General features: G+C 55.1%; 15 protein-coding genes. 5 read left to right on the top strand and 10 right to left on the bottom strand.

Annotation, left to right across the window (positions count from 1 at the left end; all coding sequences use genetic code 11):
- Positions 1-28: 28 nt before the first annotated feature.
- The 4 genes from WFN75_RS17735 to pepA all read right to left on the bottom strand — a co-directional run bounded on the left by WFN75_RS17735 (position 29) and on the right by pepA (position 5,533).
- Positions 29-532: a GNAT family N-acetyltransferase gene (locus WFN75_RS17735; protein WP_046885773.1), complete on the bottom strand. Its 504-nt coding sequence runs from the start codon at positions 530-532 to the stop codon at positions 29-31.
- 123 nt (positions 533-655) lie between these two features.
- The gene (locus tag WFN75_RS17730) at positions 656-3,511 is read right to left on the bottom strand and encodes a valine--tRNA ligase (RefSeq protein ID WP_207292474.1); all 2,856 of its coding nucleotides are present in this window, start codon (positions 3,509-3,511) and stop codon (positions 656-658) included.
- Positions 3,511-3,954, bottom strand: coding sequence for a DNA polymerase III subunit chi (gene holC, locus WFN75_RS17725; RefSeq protein ID WP_040073860.1), 444 nt, complete (start codon positions 3,952-3,954; stop codon positions 3,511-3,513). The genes WFN75_RS17730 and holC overlap by 1 nt, the downstream gene beginning before the upstream one ends.
- 67 nt (positions 3,955-4,021) lie before the next feature.
- On the bottom strand, positions 4,022-5,533 hold the full coding sequence (pepA, locus tag WFN75_RS17720) for a leucyl aminopeptidase (RefSeq protein WP_040073861.1): 1,512 nt from the start codon (positions 5,531-5,533) through the stop codon (positions 4,022-4,024).
- A 266-nt stretch (positions 5,534-5,799) separates the two neighbouring features.
- Here pepA and lptF point away from each other — a divergent pair, with 266 nt between their 5' ends.
- The 5 genes from lptF to mtgA all read left to right on the top strand — a co-directional run bounded on the left by lptF (position 5,800) and on the right by mtgA (position 12,049).
- On the top strand, positions 5,800-6,900 hold the full coding sequence (gene lptF / locus WFN75_RS17715) for an LPS export ABC transporter permease LptF (RefSeq protein ID WP_040073862.1): 1,101 nt from the start codon (positions 5,800-5,802) through the stop codon (positions 6,898-6,900).
- Positions 6,900-7,982: an LPS export ABC transporter permease LptG gene (gene lptG, locus WFN75_RS17710; RefSeq protein ID WP_040073863.1), complete on the top strand. Its 1,083-nt coding sequence runs from the start codon at positions 6,900-6,902 to the stop codon at positions 7,980-7,982. Before lptF ends, lptG begins: the two co-directional genes overlap by 1 nt.
- A 135-nt stretch (positions 7,983-8,117) precedes the next feature.
- Positions 8,118-10,451, top strand: a complete 2,334-nt coding sequence (gene arcB, locus WFN75_RS17705; RefSeq protein ID WP_046885776.1) for an aerobic respiration two-component sensor histidine kinase ArcB — start codon at positions 8,118-8,120, stop codon at positions 10,449-10,451.
- Positions 10,452-10,688: 237 nt separating this feature from the next.
- On the top strand, positions 10,689-11,342 hold the full coding sequence (elbB, locus tag WFN75_RS17700; RefSeq protein WP_336996614.1) for an isoprenoid biosynthesis glyoxalase ElbB: 654 nt from the start codon (positions 10,689-10,691) through the stop codon (positions 11,340-11,342).
- An 8-nt stretch (positions 11,343-11,350) separates the two neighbouring features.
- Positions 11,351-12,049: a monofunctional biosynthetic peptidoglycan transglycosylase gene (mtgA, locus tag WFN75_RS17695; protein ID WP_286808834.1), complete on the top strand. Its 699-nt coding sequence runs from the start codon at positions 11,351-11,353 to the stop codon at positions 12,047-12,049.
- Here mtgA and npr read toward each other — a convergent pair.
- The 6 genes from npr to lptB all read right to left on the bottom strand — a co-directional run bounded on the left by npr (position 12,046) and on the right by lptB (position 16,306).
- Positions 12,046-12,318, bottom strand: coding sequence for a PTS phosphocarrier protein NPr (npr, locus tag WFN75_RS17690; protein WP_040073866.1), 273 nt, complete (start codon positions 12,316-12,318; stop codon positions 12,046-12,048). The genes mtgA and npr overlap by 4 nt on opposite strands.
- Complete coding sequence (gene rapZ, locus WFN75_RS17685) at positions 12,315-13,169, bottom strand: RNase adapter RapZ (protein WP_040073867.1); 855 nt, start codon at positions 13,167-13,169, stop codon at positions 12,315-12,317. The genes npr and rapZ overlap by 4 nt, the downstream gene beginning before the upstream one ends.
- Positions 13,170-13,214: 45 nt before the next feature.
- Positions 13,215-13,706, bottom strand: coding sequence for a PTS IIA-like nitrogen regulatory protein PtsN (gene ptsN, locus WFN75_RS17680; protein ID WP_040073868.1), 492 nt, complete (start codon positions 13,704-13,706; stop codon positions 13,215-13,217).
- 82 nt (positions 13,707-13,788) lie between these two features.
- The gene (gene hpf, locus WFN75_RS17675; RefSeq protein WP_010436063.1) at positions 13,789-14,076 is read right to left on the bottom strand and encodes a ribosome hibernation promoting factor; all 288 of its coding nucleotides are present in this window, start codon (positions 14,074-14,076) and stop codon (positions 13,789-13,791) included.
- A gap of 22 nt (positions 14,077-14,098) precedes the next feature.
- Positions 14,099-15,532 carry an RNA polymerase factor sigma-54 gene (rpoN, locus tag WFN75_RS17670; RefSeq protein WP_336996597.1) on the bottom strand — a complete coding sequence of 478 codons (1,434 nt, stop codon included), beginning with the start codon at positions 15,530-15,532 and terminating at the stop codon, positions 14,099-14,101.
- 48 nt (positions 15,533-15,580) lie between these two features.
- The gene (gene lptB, locus WFN75_RS17665) at positions 15,581-16,306 is read right to left on the bottom strand and encodes an LPS export ABC transporter ATP-binding protein (RefSeq protein ID WP_040073870.1); all 726 of its coding nucleotides are present in this window, start codon (positions 16,304-16,306) and stop codon (positions 15,581-15,583) included.
- Between the last annotated feature and the right edge of the window lie 2 nt (positions 16,307-16,308).

Below are 16,308 nucleotides of genomic sequence, written 5' to 3'. Positions count from 1 at the left end.
ACAGCCGCTTAACAGAATGGGGGCAGTATCAGAGGGTCTTTAGCATCCGCACTTCGCAGTCGACGTGGCCGGTGCAACCCAGCGGCGCGTCAATATGTTCGAAGCCCAGGTGTTCATACAGGCCAATGGCCTCTTTGAGGAACGCGGTGGTTTCGAGATAACAGCGGGTGAAGCCCTCAGCGCGCGCGTGTTCAAGCGCAACCAGCGCCAGCTTTTTCGCCAGCCCCTGGCCGCGAATGGCGGGCAGAAAGTACATCTTCTGTAGTTCACAGATATCGGGCTCGCTGCAGGTCAAAGGCGCCACGCCGCCACCGCCCACAACCTTGCCTGCCTGCTCAATGATCCAGTAGGCGTGGCCCGGCTGGCTGTATAGCTGGAACAGCTCATCAAGGTTTGGATCGGCTACGGTGTAGCCTTTATCGGCCGTGAGGCCATATTCGGCGGAAACGGTGCGGATAACGGCGGCGATAGCCGGGTTGTCCTGTTCAGTGATACGACGCATCGTCGTCGCGACGGGGGCAATCACGCTCATAGCATTACTCATGACAAAAATTGACACACAGCTGCTGTTAATAGCACTGGAGCAAAGGGAGTGCAAGCGAGGAGTTTTCAGGGAGGAAACCCCTTACGCCCTGAAGCGTAAGGGGTAAAAGCATTACAGGGCTGCGATAACCGCCTGCTGCTCAATCAGTTTGGTTTTTGCATCGGCGAAAGCAACCAGACGCTCACGCTCTTTGGCGATGACCGCTTCCGGCGCGCGGGCGACAAAGCCTTCGTTCGCCAGTTTGCTTTCGATTTTGCCAATTTCCACGTCGACTTTCGCCACTTCCTTCGCCAGACGCGCCAGCTCGGCATCTTTGTCGATCAGACCCGCCATTGGGATCAGCAGCTCGGCGCCGTCGATGATTTTGGTCACAGAAACCGGACCTTTGTCATCGGCAGGCAGCACGGTGATGCTCTCCAGACGCGCCATGGTTTTCAGGAAGGTGCTGTTCTCATTCACACGACGAACGGCAGCCTCGCTGCAACCGCGCAGCAGCAGTTCCAGCGGCTTGCTCGGGGCGATGTTCATTTCTGCACGAACGTTACGCACAGCAACAATCGCCTGTTTCAGCCATTCGGTATCAGCTGATGCGGCTTCATCTACTTTAGCGGCATCGAACTCCGGGAACGGCTGTAGCATGATGGTGTCGGCGTTGATACCTGCAATCACCTTCACGCGCTGCCAGATAGTTTCAGTAATGAACGGAATGACCGGGTGCGCCAGGCGCAGCAGACCTTCCAGCACGGTGATCAGCGTATTACGCGTACCGCGCAGTTCTGCTTCAGAACCACCGTTCATCACCGGCTTCGCCAGCTCCAGATACCAGTCGCAGAACTGGTTCCAGGTGAATTCGTACAGGATGCCTGCCGCGATGTCGAAGCGGAAGCTGTCCAGGGCGTCACGGAAGGCTTTCACCGTCTGGTTGAATTCCGCCAGGATCCAGCGGTCTGCCAGCGACAGCGTCATCTCGCCGCCGTTAAAGCCGCAATCTTGGTCTTCGGTATTCATCAGCACGAAACGGCTGGCGTTCCACAGCTTGTTACAGAAGTTACGGTAACCTTCCAGACGCTTCATGTCCCAGTTGATGTCGCGGCCGGTAGAGGCCAGCGCCGCCAGGGTGAAGCGCAGGGCGTCGGTACCGTGAGACTCAATCCCGTTCGGGAACTGCTTCTCGGTACGCTTGCGGATCTTCTCGGCCAGCTGCGGCTGCATCATGTTGCCGGTACGTTTTTCCAGCAGCTCTTCCAGCGAAATACCGTCGACCATATCCAGCGGGTCAATAACGTTACCCTTGGATTTAGACATCTTCTGACCTTCGTCGTCGCGGATAAGGCCAGTCATGTAGATCGTCTTAAACGGGATCTGCGGTTTGCCGTCTTCATCTTTAATAAAGTGCATGGTCATCATGATCATGCGGGCGATCCAGAAGAAGATGATGTCGAAGCCGGAAACCATCACGCTGGTTGGGTGGAACTGACGCAGGGCATCGGTATTTTCCGGCCAGCCGAGGGTAGAGAAGGTCCAGAGTGCGGAGGAGAACCAGGTATCCAGCACGTCTTCGTCCTGACGCAGGGCAACGTCAGCGCCCAGGTTGTTTTCCTGACGCACTTCGTCTTCGGTGCGGCCAACGTAGACGTTGCCTTCGTTGTCATACCACGCCGGAATACGGTGGCCCCACCACAGCTGACGGGAGATACACCAGTCCTGAATGTCACGCATCCAGGAGAAGTACATGTTTTCATACTGTTTCGGCACGAACTGGATGCTGCCGTTTTCAACCGCTTCAACAGCAGGTTTAGCCAGCACGTCGGCACGCACATACCACTGGTCGGTTAACATTGGCTCGATAACCACACCGCCACGGTCGCCGTATGGCACGGTCAGATCGTGAGGCTTGATCTCTTCCAGCAGGCCCAGCGCATCTACGGCAGCGACGATCGCTTTACGCGCGGCGAAGCGTTCCAGCTTCTGGAACTCGGCCGGGATGTCACTTGCGTAAACATCAGACTCGTTGCCTTTCGTGTCATACACTTCTGCGCTTTCACGGATATCGCCGTCGAAGGTCAGAATGTTGATCATCGGCAGCTGATGACGACGACCGACTTCGTAGTCGTTGAAGTCGTGGGCCGGGGTGATTTTCACGCAGCCGGTGCCTTTTTCCATGTCGGCGTGTTCGTCGCCCACAATCGGAATACGGCGGTTAACCAGCGGCAGGACCACAAATTTACCGATCAGATCTTTGTAGCGCGGATCTTCCGGGTTAACGGCCACACCGGTATCGCCCAGCAGGGTTTCCGGACGGGTGGTAGCAACCACCAGGTAATCTTTACCGTCTGCGGTTTTTGCGCCGTCGGCCAGCGGATAGCGGATGTGCCACATCGAGCCTTTTGACTCGCGGTTTTCCACTTCCAGGTCAGAGATGGCGGTGCGCAGTTTCGGGTCCCAGTTTACCAGGCGCTTGCCACGGTAAATCAGGTCCTCTTTATACAGACGGACAAACACTTCTTTCACAGCGTTGGAGAGGCCTTCGTCCATGGTGAAGCGCTCGCGCTCCCAGTCCACGGAGTTGCCGAGACGACGCATCTGGCGGGTAATGGTGCCGCCAGATTCTGCCTTCCACTGCCAGATTTTGTCGATGAACGCGTCGCGACCGTAGTCGTGGCGGGTTTTACCCTCTTCAGCGGCAATTTTACGCTCAACGACCATCTGGGTCGCGATACCCGCGTGGTCAGTCCCCGCCTGCCACAGGGTGTTTTTACCCTGCATGCGCTGGTAGCGGATCATGGTGTCCATGATGGTCTGCTGGAAAGCATGACCCATATGCAAACTGCCGGTGACGTTCGGCGGCGGGATCATGATGCAGAAGGACTCTTTGCTTTCATCGCCGTTAGGCTTGAAATAGCCCTGCTGTTCCCAGTGCTCGTAAAGCGGCTGTTCGATATCGCGTGGGTTATATGTCTTTTCCATTATTTCCAGGTTGCCGTATTCAGGTTAAAACCAGCCAGGCGGTACGCTTTATAGCGTTCGCGCGCCAGTTGTTTCAGGGAATCTTCGTAGGGGACAAAGTCTACCACTTCTGTGAAAGCGGTGGCAAAATCTGCAAAGCCAGTACGCAGGCTTATCAGGATATCGCGCGCGCTGCTGTTACGTTTTTGTGGCCAGGCTATCTCCACCGGGGCACCGCCACGCGGCCCTTCACCCGACAGATTGTGCGGGACAAAACTCTCGGCAGGTCGCGCCCATAGCGCCTCATCAAGACGAATGGCTTGCTGCTCATCTTCACAGGCGATGAGCACGCGCTTGCCACTGCGCCAACGTTCTGCGGCAATGTCACACACCAGTTGTTCAACGGCGCTCAGGCCATCCTGTTGTGTATCGTTGTCCAGAATATAGAACGTTGCGTTTTTCATGATATGGGGCTTCTTGTGGTGATTTTAAATGCGAAACCGGGTGGCATCTGCCACCCGGCTTTCGGGTTTACTCTTCGCCGTTAAAGCCGGCGCGGTTGAGCAGGAACTGCGACAGCAGCGCAACCGGACGACCGGTGGCGCCTTTGGCTTTGCCGGAGCGCCATGCGGTACCCGCGATGTCGAGGTGTGCCCAGTTGTACTTACGGGTGAAACGCGACAGGAAACAGCCCGCGGTAATGGCACCACCCGGACGGCCGCCGATATTCGCCATATCCGCGAAATTCGACTCCAGCTGATCCTGGAACTCGTCGGCCAGCGGCAGTCGCCATGCGCGGTCGCCAGCCTGCTCGGACGCGCCAATCAACTCGTGCGCCAGCGGATTATGGTTCGACATCAGGCCGGTGATGTGGTGGCCCAGCGCAATGACGCAGGCCCCGGTCAGGGTTGCCACATCGATAACCGCTTCAGGTTCGAAGCGCTCAACGTAGGTCAGGACGTCGCACAGCACCAGGCGGCCTTCAGCATCGGTATTCAGCACTTCAACGGTCTGACCGGACATGGTGGTCAGCACGTCGCCTGGGCGGTATGCGCGGCCACCCGGCATGTTTTCACAGCCGGCCAGTACGCCGATAACGTTAAGCGGCAGTTGCAGCTCCGCCACCATACGCATGACACCGTACACGGCCGCCGCACCGCACATGTCGTACTTCATCTCATCCATGCCTTCGGCTGGTTTGATGGAGATACCGCCGGAGTCAAAGGTCAGGCCTTTACCCACCAGCACGATAGGGCGTGCGTCTTCCGATGGATTGCCCTTGTATTCAATGACAGACATCAGGGATTCGTTCTGGGAACCATTTCCCACCGCGAGGTAGGAGTGCATGCCCAGCTCTTTCATCTGCTGCTCGCCAATCACGCGGGTGATGACGTTTTTGCTGTAAGAGTCGGCCAACTGACGCGCCTGCGAGGCCAGATAGCCGGCGTTACAGATGTTTGGTGGCATATTACCCAGATCTTTTGCGGCTTTGATACCGGCCGCGATGGCCAGGCCATGCTGAATCGCACGTTCACCGCTGGTCAGTTCGCGGCGGGTAGGCACGTTAAAGACCATTTTACGCAGCGGACGACGGGGTTCGCTTTTATTGGTTTTCAGCTGATCGAAGCTGTACAGCGACTCTTTTGCCGTCTCAACGGCCTGACGCACTTTCCAGTAAGTGTTACGGCCTTTAACGTGCAGCTCGGTGAGGAAGCAGACCGCTTCCATTGAGCCAGTATCATTCAGCGTATTGATAGTTTTCTGAATAACCTGTTTGTACTGGCGCTCATCCAGCTCACGTTCTTTACCGCAGCCGATCAGAAGAATACGCTCGGACAGCACGTTCGGAACATGATGCAGTAATAAGGTCTGTCCCGGTTTGCCTTCCAGTTCGCCACGGCGCAGCAGGGCACTAATATAGCCGTCGCTGATTTTGTCGAGTTGCTCGGCGATGGGGGAGAGGCGGCGGGGCTCAAAGACACCCACAACGATACAGGCGCTCCGCTGTTTCTCCGGGCTGCCGCTTTTTACACTGAACTCCATGCACTACGCTCCTGAATCTTAAAGACAACAGCGGCCGCTACGGATAGAATTGAAACCTTTCGTAACTCATGCCCGCTGTTGCGGTGACTTCGTGTTAATCTTACGTTATTACGGTTTCGACACATCATTACATCTTCTGAAGCGCGAATCCGTCGGGTGTTCTAATCTTAGCGATGATTTCGACGACTCAAGAGAATAAATGACGTTTAAGCCATGAAACAAGCGATTTTCCAGCAAAAAGACGGGTTTTTACGGGCGTATTTAATGTGATAATCATAAGATATCTGGTGCGGGAGACGCTCAAAAGCCAGCTGGCAATACTCTTCATCCTGCTTCTGATTTTTTTCTGTCAGAAACTGGTGAGGATCCTCGGTGCAGCGGTCGACGGCGAAATTCCTACAAATCTGGTGCTTTCCCTCCTCGGGTTAGGCGTGCCTGAAATGGCGCAGCTGATCCTGCCGTTGAGCCTTTTCCTCGGATTGCTGATGACGCTCGGTAAACTCTATACCGAAAGTGAAATCACCGTCATGCACGCCTGCGGACTGAGCAAAGCGGTACTGGTAAAAGCCGCCATGGTACTGGCGTTGTTTACCGGTATCGTTGCCGCCGTCAACGTGATGTGGGCAGGCCCCTGGTCATCGCGCCATCAGGATGAAGTGCTGGCTGAAGCGAAAGCCAACCCCGGCATGGCTGCCCTGGCCCAGGGACAGTTCCAGCAAGCCAGCGACGGCAACTCGGTCCTGTTTATCGAAAGCGTTGACGGTAGCCGGTTCAACGACGTTTTCCTCGCGCAAATTCGGCCGAAAGGCAATGCCCGTCCCTCCGTGGTGGTGGCTGATTCAGGCCAGCTTTCTCAGACTAAAGATGGGTCTCAGGTCGTCACGCTGAACAAAGGCACCCGCTTTGAAGGCACTGCCATGTTGCGCGATTTCCGTATTACCGACTTCCAGAACTACCAGGCGATCATTGGTCACCAGGCGGTCGCGCTGGACCCGAGCGATACGGATCAGATGAACATGCGTACGCTCTTCACCACCGATACCGATCGCGCCCGGGCAGAGTTGCACTGGCGTATTACGCTGGTATTCACCGTGTTTATGATGGCACTGATGGTGGTTCCGCTGAGCGTGGTCAACCCGCGTCAGGGACGTGTGCTGTCAATGCTGCCGGCGATGCTGCTCTATCTGGTCTTCTTCCTGCTGCAGACCTCCATAAAATCGAACGGTGGGAAAGGCAAAATCGACCCGGTTATCTGGACCTGGGCGGTCAACGTGCTGTATCTGTTGCTGGCCATCGCGCTTAACCTTTGGGATACCGTGCCGATGCGCCGTTTCAGATCCCGTTTTATGCGTAAAGGAGCGGTGTAATGCAGGCTTTTCGCGTTTTAGACCGCTATATCGGTAAAACCATTTTTACCACCATCATGATGACGTTATTCATGCTGGTCTCCCTCTCCGGCATCATCAAGTTTGTTGATCAGCTGAAAAAGGCCGGGCAGGGGAGTTACGACGCTCTGGGTGCAGGTATGTATACCCTGCTCAGCATGCCAAAAGATGTGCAGATCTTCTTCCCGATGGCGGCGCTGTTAGGTGCCCTGCTGGGTCTGGGGATGTTGGCACAGCGCAGTGAACTGGTTGTCATGCAGGCCTCTGGCTTTACCCGTATGCAGGTGGCGCTGTCGGTTATGAAAACCGCCATTCCACTGGTGCTGCTGACCATGGCCATCGGCGAATGGGTGGCACCGCAGGGCGAGCAGATGGCGCGTAACTACCGTGCGCAGGCCATGTACGGCGGCTCGCTGCTCTCAACCCAGCAGGGGCTGTGGGCGAAAGACGGAAATAACTTTGTCTATATCGAACGCGTGAAGGGCGACAACTCCCTTGGCGGCGTAAGCATTTATAGCTTTAACGATCAGCGCCGCCTGCAGGCGGTACGTTATGCGGCATCGGCGACCTTTGATGCAGAGAATAAACTTTGGCGTCTGTCGCAGGTTGACGAGTCTAACCTGCAGGATCCAAAACAGATCACGGGCTCGCAAACCGTCAGTGGCACCTGGAAAACCAACCTGACGCCGGACAAGCTCGGCGTGGTGGCGCTGGATCCGGACGCACTCTCTATCAGTGGCCTTCACAACTATGTGAAGTACCTGAAGTCGAGTGGCCAGGATGCCGGTCGTTATCAGCTCAATATGTGGAGCAAAATCTTCCAGCCGCTCTCCGTGGCGGTCATGATGTTGATGGCTCTCTCCTTTATCTTCGGGCCGCTGCGTAGCGTAGCCATGGGCGTGCGCGTCGTCACCGGGATTAGCTTTGGCTTTGTCTTCTACGTGCTGGACCAGATCTTCGGTCCGCTGACCCTGGTGTATGGCATACCGCCGGTGATTGGTGCCCTGCTGCCAAGCGCATCTTTCTTCGTTATCAGCCTCTGGCTGATGCTAAAACGCTCCTGACCTGCTTTACCCCTCCCTCCCGGTCGTGGGAGCGAGGGGTATCTCCCGCTCTACCCCGCACTTTTTCGCACAACCTTCAACGTCTTGCCTGAAATTTGAGTATGATTGTGCGATGAAGCCGTGAAGGAATCCTCTATGAAGCAAATTCGAATGCTGGCGCAGTACTACGTCGATCTCATGATGAAGCTTGGCCTGGTACGCTTCTCCATGTTGCTCGCCCTGGCGCTGGTGGTGCTGGCGATTGTGGTACAGATGGCGGTGACCATGGTGCTGCATGGGCAGGTCGAAAGTATCGACGTGATCCGCTCTATTTTCTTCGGCCTGTTGATTACCCCCTGGGCGGTCTACTTCCTGTCGGTGGTGGTTGAGCAGCTGGAGGAGTCGCGTCAGCGCCTCTCCCGGCTGGTGGAGAAACTGGAGGAGATGCGCGAGCGCGATCTGAAGCTCAATGTTCAGTTGAAGGACAACATTGCACAGCTTAATCAGGAAATTTCAGATCGTGAAAAAGCCGAAGCAGAGCGCCGCGTAACGCTGGAGCAGCTGAAGGTCGAGATGAAAGAGCGTGAAGAGACGCAGATCCAGCTCGAACAGCAATCCTCTTTTCTGCGTTCGTTTCTTGATGCCTCACCGGATCTGGTCTTCTACCGTAATGAGGATAAAGAGTTCTCCGGCTGCAACCGGGCAATGGAACTGCTGACCGGCAAAAGTGAAAAACAGCTGGTTAGCCTCAAACCGCAGGACGTCTATTCCGAAGAGGCGGCGGCAAAAGTCATTGAAACGGATGAAAAAGTCTTCCGTCACAACGTCTCTCTCACCTACGAACAGTGGCTGGATTATCCGGATGGGCGCAAAGCCTGCTTTGAGATCCGCAAAGTCCCCTATTACGACCGCGTGGGTAAACGCCATGGCCTGATGGGCTTTGGCCGCGATATTACCGAACGTAAGCGCTATCAGGATGCGCTGGAGCGCGCCAGCCGGGATAAGACCACCTTTATCTCAACCATCAGCCATGAGCTGCGTACGCCTTTAAACGGTATCGTCGGGCTAAGCCGTATTCTGCTTGATACCGAGCTGTCTGCCGAGCAGGAGAAATACCTTAAGACTATCCATGTTTCAGCCGTGACGTTGGGGAATATTTTCAACGATATTATCGACATGGATAAGATGGAGCGGCGTAAAGTTCAGCTGGATAACCAGCCGGTAGACTTCACCAGCTTCCTGGCCGACCTGGAAAATCTGTCAGGCCTGCAAGCACAGCAGAAAGGTCTACGCTTTGTGCTGGAGCCCACCTTGCCGTTGCCCCATAAAGTGGTCACCGATGGTACACGTCTGCGCCAGATTCTGTGGAATCTGATCAGTAACGCCGTCAAGTTTACGCAGGCCGGGCAGGTGTCGGTGCGGGTTCGCTACGGCGAAGGGGAGATGCTGCATTTCGAGGTTGAAGACTCAGGGATCGGCATTCCACAGGAAGAGCAGGATAAGATCTTTGCCATGTACTATCAGGTGAAAGATAGCCAGGGCGGTAAGCCTGCCACCGGCACCGGTATAGGTCTGGCAGTATCGCGTCGTCTGGCGAAAAGCATGGGCGGCGATATCACCGTCTCCAGCAACCCGGGTAAGGGCTCGCTGTTTGCTCTGAGCGTGCATGCTCCGGCGGTGGCAGAAGAGGTGGAAGATACCTTCGCTCACGATGATTTACCGCTGCCCGCGCTGCACGTCTTGCTGGTAGAAGATATTGAACTTAACGTCATTGTGGCGCGCTCGGTGCTGGAAAAACTGGGCAGTAGCGTGGATGTCGCCATGACCGGGACTGCCGCGCTGGAGATGTTCACGCCAGGCGAATATGACCTGCTGTTGCTTGATATCCAGTTGCCGGATATGACCGGGCTGGATATTTCGCGTGAGCTCACGCGTCGCTACAGCCGTGACGAGCTGCCGCCGCTGGTGGCGCTGACCGCGAACGTGCTGAAGGATAAAAAAGAGTATCTGGAGGCCGGGATGGACGATGTGCTGAGCAAGCCGCTGTCCGTACCTGCTCTCACTGCCATGATTAAGAAGTACTGGGATACCTGTGACGAAGAGGAGAGCACCATGACGAAGGTTGATACCGATAAAGCGCATACCTTGCTGGATATCGCCATGCTTGAACAATACATCGAACTGGTTGGCCCGAAGCTGATTACCGATGGGCTGGCGGTCTTCGAGAAGATGATGCCTGGCTATTTAGCGGTGCTGGAGTCGAACCTGACCGCGCGCGATCAGAAAGGCATCGTGGAAGAGGGGCATAAAATTAAAGGCGCAGCGGGCTCGGTAGGTTTGCGTCATCTGCAACAGCTTGGTCAGCAGATCCAGAGCCCCGATCTTCCTGCCTGGTCCGATAATGTCGGTGAATGGGTCGAAGAGATGAAGCAAGAGTGGCAGAACGATGTGGCGGTATTGAAAGCGTGGGTAGAAAGCAGAAAAAAATGACCCCGGCTAAACCGGGGTGCGCGAATACTGCGCCAACACCAGGGAAATCTTGGCTGCGCCTGTAGAGAACATTGTTATCATTTTGGAACCAGACGCCGCCTCAAAATTTAGGCCGCACGCAGTTAAGATAGCAAATCTTAAATACTTTGTTACATGAATCAGTGAAATATGTGAAGCATAGCGTTTTAATCAGAATTATTAATAAGCTTCAGTCACTTGCTATAAGGAATCGGCATGATGAAAAAAGTTGGCGTAGTGCTTAGCGGTTGTGGTGTTTATGACGGGGCTGAAATCACCGAGTCCGTCCTTACGCTCCTGGCGTTGTCCCGGGTAGGTGCGCAGGCAATCTGTTTTGCCCCCGATAAAGTCCAGTCCGACGTCATTAATCATCTGACTGGCGAAGTGATGGCCGACAGCCGTAACGCGCTGATCGAAGCGGCGCGCATCGCCCGTGGAGATATTCATCCGCTCAATATGGCGAAGGCAGAGGCGCTGGATGCACTGATCGTACCGGGCGGATTCGGTGCGGCAAAAAACCTGAGCAACTTTGCTGCGCAGGGAAGCCAGTGTGAAGTTGATGACGATCTAAAAGCGCTGGCGCTGCAGATGCACCAGCAGGGCAAACCCCTGGGTTTTATCTGCATTGCGCCGGCCTTGCTGCCAAAAATTTTTGATTTCCCGCTGCGCCTGACCATCGGCACCGATATCGATACTGCCGAGGTGATCGAGGAGATGGGCGGTGAACATGTTCCCTGCCCGGTGGAAGATATCGTTGTCGATGAAGATAACAAAATCGTCACCACACCTGCGTATATGTTGGCACAGACTATCGCCGAAGCCGCTGCGGGCATTGATAAACTGGTCGCACGCGTACTGGTGCTGACGGAATGATTGTGAAGATGTTCAAGCGCTGGCTGCTGCGGATTGTGTTGGTGCTGGCGGTGTTCTGGGGCGGCGGCATTGCGCTGTTCAATATTCTACCGGTGCCATTTTCTGCGGTAATGGTAGAGCGTCAGCTTAGTGCCTGGTTCGCGGGAAACTTCAGCTATGTGGCGCATTCCGACTGGGTGAGCATGGATGAGATCTCCCCCTGGATGGGGCTGGCAGTGATAGCCGCTGAAGATCAGAAATTCCCGGAGCACTGGGGGTTTGACATGGGCGCCATTGAAAAAGCGTTGGCGCATAACGAACGCAATGAGAACCGGATCCGTGGTGCATCGACGCTTTCCCAGCAAACGGCCAAAAACCTCTTTTTGTGGGATGGACGCAGCTGGGTGAGAAAAGGGCTGGAAGCCGGGCTGACGCTAGGTATGGAGACCGTCTGGAGTAAGAAGCGGATCCTGACGGTGTATCTCAACATCGCCGAGTTTGGTGAGGGGGTATTTGGTGTGGAGGCTGCGTCTCAACGCTATTTCCATAAACCTGCCAGTAAGCTAAGCCCCGCTGAAGCCGCGCTTCTCGCAGCCGTTCTGCCAAACCCAATTCGCTTTAAGGCCAGCGCACCGACGGGTTACGTGCGTAGCCGCCAGGCGTGGATCCTGCGGCAGATGCGGCAGTTAGGCGGCGAAGGCTTTATGCAGGCGCACAAGCTCTACTAATCTTCGTCGAACCCGGCGTTAAACAGCGCAATGACCGCGGCCAGCGCCTCTTCTTCCTGAGGCCCCGTCGCTTCAATTTCAATCTGGCGGCCCTTAGCGGAATCGAGCATCAGCAGTGCAATCACGCTGTTCGCTTCCGCTTCGGTACCTTCGTCGTTACGTAGCAGAACCTCTGCGTCGAAGCCCTGCATCAGCTCAAATAGCTTCATAGCCGGGCGGGCGTGCATTCCCAGCTTATTGGTGACTTCCACGGTCTGCTTTACGGTCATGTTTTACGTTTTTCCAGCGTGCGATGACGCGACTGAACGTTTTTACCGCGAGAGCGGAAATAGTCAGCCAGTTGCTCGGCAATGTAGACCGAACGGTGTTTACCGCCCGTACAGCCAATCGCCACAGTCAGATAGCTGCGGTTATTGGTCTCCAGCATAGGTAACCATAGCTCAAGATAGCTACGAGTCTGGTAGATAAAGTTATGGACTTCAGTATGCCGATCAAGGAAGGCCGCTACCGGCTTATCCAGACCCGTCATTGGGCGCAGTTTAGGATCCCAGTGTGGGTTTGGCAGGAAGCGTACGTCAAAGACGTAGTCGGCATCGATAGGGATACCGTGCTTGAAGCCAAAGGACTCAAACACCATGGTCAGCTCACGTTCGCGTTTACCCAGTAGGCGGGTACGCAGCATCTCGGCCAGCTCATGCACTGACATCTCAGAGGTATCTACGATCAGATCCGCGCGGGAACGCAGCGGCTCCAGTAGATCGCTCTCTTCATCAATAGCGCTTTCCAGCGACAGATTCTTACTGGAAAGAGGGTGCAGACGACGGGTGTCGCTATAACGACGGATTAACGTATTGCGGTCGGCATCAAGGAAGAGCAGCTGCGGGGAAAACGCTTCCGGCAGGCTGCTCATCGCCTGTTCGAAGATCTCCGGGGATTCCGGCATATTTCGTACGTCGATACTGACGGCCGCCGAGATTTGTCTGTCTGCCAGCGTTCGTGCCAGGTCGGGCAACAGCACCACCGGCAGGTTATCTACGCAGTAAAAGCCCATATCTTCCAGCGCACGCAGGGCGACGGATTTACCCGACCCGGAACGTCCGCTGACGATCATCAGCACCATGAAACTTTTCTCCTCAGGACAGCAAATGTCATAGCCATTACCCGATTACGCATCATCCTGGTTGCCTTCCGCTTCCGTGATAATTTGATAAAGCTCTTCGTCACTCTGCGCAGCGCGCAGGCGGCGACAAATGGTTTTGTCTGCCAGGCGTCTGGCGACCAGCGACAGCGTATGCAGATGGGTTTTCGTTTGATCGGCAGGAACCAGTAGCGCAAACAGCAGATCGACAGGCTGATTGTCGATGGCATCAAAGGCGATCGGCGTTTCCAGCTGCACAAAGACGCCCACGGCGCGCAGGGTGTCCTCTTCCAGCTTGCCATGCGGAATGGCGATGCCGTTACCGATACCGGTACTGCCCATTTTTTCACGGGTCAGAATGGCTTCAAACACCACTTGCGGCGCTAAGCCCAGCTGTTTAGCCGCCAGTTCGCTGATGATCTCTAGCGCACGTTTTTTGCTCTGGCAATGAACGGCACTGCGGGTACATTCCTGGTTAAGGACATTGCTCAGTTGAAGAGCGGAATCGTTATTTATCATAATTTCACCTAAGCGTTAACGATACAAAGGGCCTGATGTGTTTCACAACAGGCCGGCCTGCATCCGTTAACTGCCCGGACAATTAGTGTTGTTTCAGTTTATCTTTATGTTTATTTAGCTGTCGGGCCAGCTTATCAATCAAGCCGTCGATAGCCGCATACATGTCCTGCCCTTCCGCACTGGCATGGAGTTCGCCACCGTTAACATGCAGGGTGGCGTCCGAGATATGAGTCACTTTCTCCACTTTCAACACAATGTAGACCTGGTTGATCCTCTCGAAATACTGTTCAAGTTTGGCAAATTTTGTATTCAAAAATTCGCGCAGCGCCTCGGTAATTTCGACGTTATGTCCAGTGATGTTGAGCTGCATAGTGTCTTCCTTATCGGTTGTGTCAGACCAGCTGTTTACGCTGGTTAGACGGCGGAATGGATAAAGACTCTCGATACTTCGCAACAGTGCGGCGAGCCACCATGATACCTTGATCCGACAGCATGGTGGTTAACTTACTGTCACTCAGTGGTTTCGCGGGGTTTTCCGCGGCGATCAATTTCTTCACCAGCGCACGGATGGCTGTCGACGATGCTTCGCCGCCGCCCTCGGTATTAACATGGCTAGAGAAGAAATACTTAAGCTCAAAAATACCGCGTGGGCTATGCAGATACTTCTGCGTAGTGACGCGGGAAATCGTGGATTCGTGCATTTCGACGGCCTGGGCGATATCCGCCAGCACCATCGGTTTCATGTACTCTTCGCCCCGTTCGAAAAAGGCCTGCTGTTGCTCGACGATACAGCGGCTGACGCGCAGCAGGGTATCGTTACGGCTCTCAAGGCTTTTAATCAGCCAGCGCGCTTCCTGCAGATTACTGCGAATAAACTGGTTATCTGAATCATTGCGCGAGCTGGTGCACATTGAGGCATATTGCTGGTTAATTTGCAGGCGGGGAATGCTGTCGGAGTTAAGTTCTACGGTCCACAGACCGTTATGTTTTCGCACCAGCACGTCGGGGATAACATACTCGGGCTCGCTGGTCTGGATCGACTGACCCGGACGGGGATCCAGTGACTGAATCAGATTCACGGCGGCCTTGAGCACATCTTCTTTTAGCCGCGTCACCCGCATTAAGGCACGGAAGTCATGATTTGCCAGCAGATCCAGATGATCGCTGACGATCAGTCTGGCCTCTTCGATCCAGGGCGTCTCTTTCACAAACTGCGACAGCTGTATAAGCAGGCAGTTACGTAAATCTCTCGCCGCTACGCCAATGGGATCAAAGCGCTGAACTCGCTTCAGAACCGCTTCGACCTCTTCCAGATCGATATCGGCATCGCCAATGCTTTCCAGAATATCTTCCAGCGGTACGGTGAGATAACCGGTGTCATCAACAGCATCGACGATAGAGGTGGCGATGGCGCGATCGGTATCGGAGAACGGGGTCAGCTCCACCTGCCACATCAGATAATCCTGCAGTGACTGGGTCGTTTCCCCCTGATAAACCGGCAGTTCATCGTCCTGGTAATCCACGCGGTTACCGGAAGGGGTGCCGGCGGTGTAGATCTCATCCCAGCTGGCATCCAGCGGCAGCTCGTCGGGCATCTCTTTCTGCTCAAGGGCATCGGCGGTATCAAGTGCCTCGGTGTCCTGGGACTGCTGGGTTTCTACCTCATCGTGAAGATCGGTTTGCTCAAGCAGAGGATTGCTCTCCAGCGCTTGCTGGAGCTCCTGCTGCAGTTCAAGCGTAGACAATTGCAACAGGCGGATTGCCTGCTGTAATTGTGGCGTCATTGCCAGCTGCTGGCTGAGCCTTAATTGCAAACCTTGCTTCATATTCAGAGCATTTTTCTCCGGTTACGCGTTGTTGTACCTCTTACCCTATCAGAGTCTGAAGTCTTCCCCAAGATACACGCGCTTAACATGCTCGTCTTCCAGGATCGCCTGCGGCGTGCCATGAGCAATCAGATGCCCCTGGCTCACAATGTATGCGCGTTCGCAGACGGCCAGCGTTTCGCGCACGTTATGGTCCGTGATCAATACGCCGAGGCCGCTGTCGCGCAGATGCTCGATAATGCGTTTGATATCAATTACGGAAATGGGGTCAACACCCGCAAAGGGTTCATCAAGAAGAATGAATTTTGGGTTGGCAGCCAGCGCTCGGGCAATCTCAACGCGACGACGTTCGCCGCCCGAGAGCGCCTGACCGAGGCTGTCACGCAGATGTTCAATGTGGAACTCTTCCATCAGCTCGTTAGCGCGATCTTCACGCTGCTCGGCGGTAAGATCGTCACGGATCTGCAAGACGGCCATCAGGTTGTCGAAGACGCTCAGGCGACGGAAGATGGACGCTTCCTGCGGCAGATAGCCGATACCACGACGGGCACGGGCGTGCAGTGGCAGCAGACTGATGTCTTCGTCATCGATAATGATGTTGCCTGCATCGCGCGGCACAATACCGACCACCATGTAGAAGGTGGTGGTTTTACCCGCACCGTTCGGCCCCAGAAGCCCGACGATCTCACCAGAGTTTACGGTCAGACTGACATCTTCCACGACGCGGCGGCCCTTATAGGCCTTCGCAAGATTCTTTGCAGTTAATGTTGCCATAA

Origin of the sequence: Leclercia sp. UBA7405, from assembly GCF_037152215.1 — a bacterium.
In the GTDB taxonomy this organism is placed as follows: Bacteria; Pseudomonadota; Gammaproteobacteria; order Enterobacterales; family Enterobacteriaceae; genus Enterobacter; species Enterobacter pneumoniae.
Note: the sequence above shows the minus strand (reverse complement) of the source record. Positions and strands in the feature narration are given on the sequence as shown.

Excerpts from the sequence above, each read along its gene's own strand:
- WFN75_RS17735 (WP_046885773.1), bottom strand. The coding sequence starts at position 532 with ATGAGCGTGATTGCCCCCGTCGCGACGACGATGCGTCGTATCACTGAA.
- WFN75_RS17730 (WP_207292474.1), bottom strand. The coding sequence starts at position 3,511 with ATGGAAAAGACATATAACCCACGCGATATCGAACAGCCGCTTTACGAG.
- holC (WP_040073860.1), bottom strand. The coding sequence starts at position 3,954 with ATGAAAAACGCAACGTTCTATATTCTGGACAACGATACACAACAGGAT.
- pepA (WP_040073861.1), bottom strand. The coding sequence starts at position 5,533 with ATGGAGTTCAGTGTAAAAAGCGGCAGCCCGGAGAAACAGCGGAGCGCC.
- lptG (WP_040073863.1), top strand. The coding sequence starts at position 6,900 with ATGCAGGCTTTTCGCGTTTTAGACCGCTATATCGGTAAAACCATTTTT.
- arcB (WP_046885776.1), top strand. The coding sequence starts at position 8,118 with ATGAAGCAAATTCGAATGCTGGCGCAGTACTACGTCGATCTCATGATG.
- elbB (WP_336996614.1), top strand. The coding sequence starts at position 10,689 with ATGAAAAAAGTTGGCGTAGTGCTTAGCGGTTGTGGTGTTTATGACGGG.
- mtgA (WP_286808834.1), top strand. The coding sequence starts at position 11,351 with ATGTTCAAGCGCTGGCTGCTGCGGATTGTGTTGGTGCTGGCGGTGTTC.
- npr (WP_040073866.1), bottom strand. The coding sequence starts at position 12,318 with ATGACCGTAAAGCAGACCGTGGAAGTCACCAATAAGCTGGGAATGCAC.
- rapZ (WP_040073867.1), bottom strand. The coding sequence starts at position 13,169 with ATGGTGCTGATGATCGTCAGCGGACGTTCCGGGTCGGGTAAATCCGTC.
- ptsN (WP_040073868.1), bottom strand. The coding sequence starts at position 13,706 with ATGATAAATAACGATTCCGCTCTTCAACTGAGCAATGTCCTTAACCAG.
- hpf (WP_010436063.1), bottom strand. The coding sequence starts at position 14,076 with ATGCAGCTCAACATCACTGGACATAACGTCGAAATTACCGAGGCGCTG.
- rpoN (WP_336996597.1), bottom strand. The coding sequence starts at position 15,532 with ATGAAGCAAGGTTTGCAATTAAGGCTCAGCCAGCAGCTGGCAATGACG.
- lptB (WP_040073870.1), bottom strand. The coding sequence starts at position 16,306 with ATGGCAACATTAACTGCAAAGAATCTTGCGAAGGCCTATAAGGGCCGC.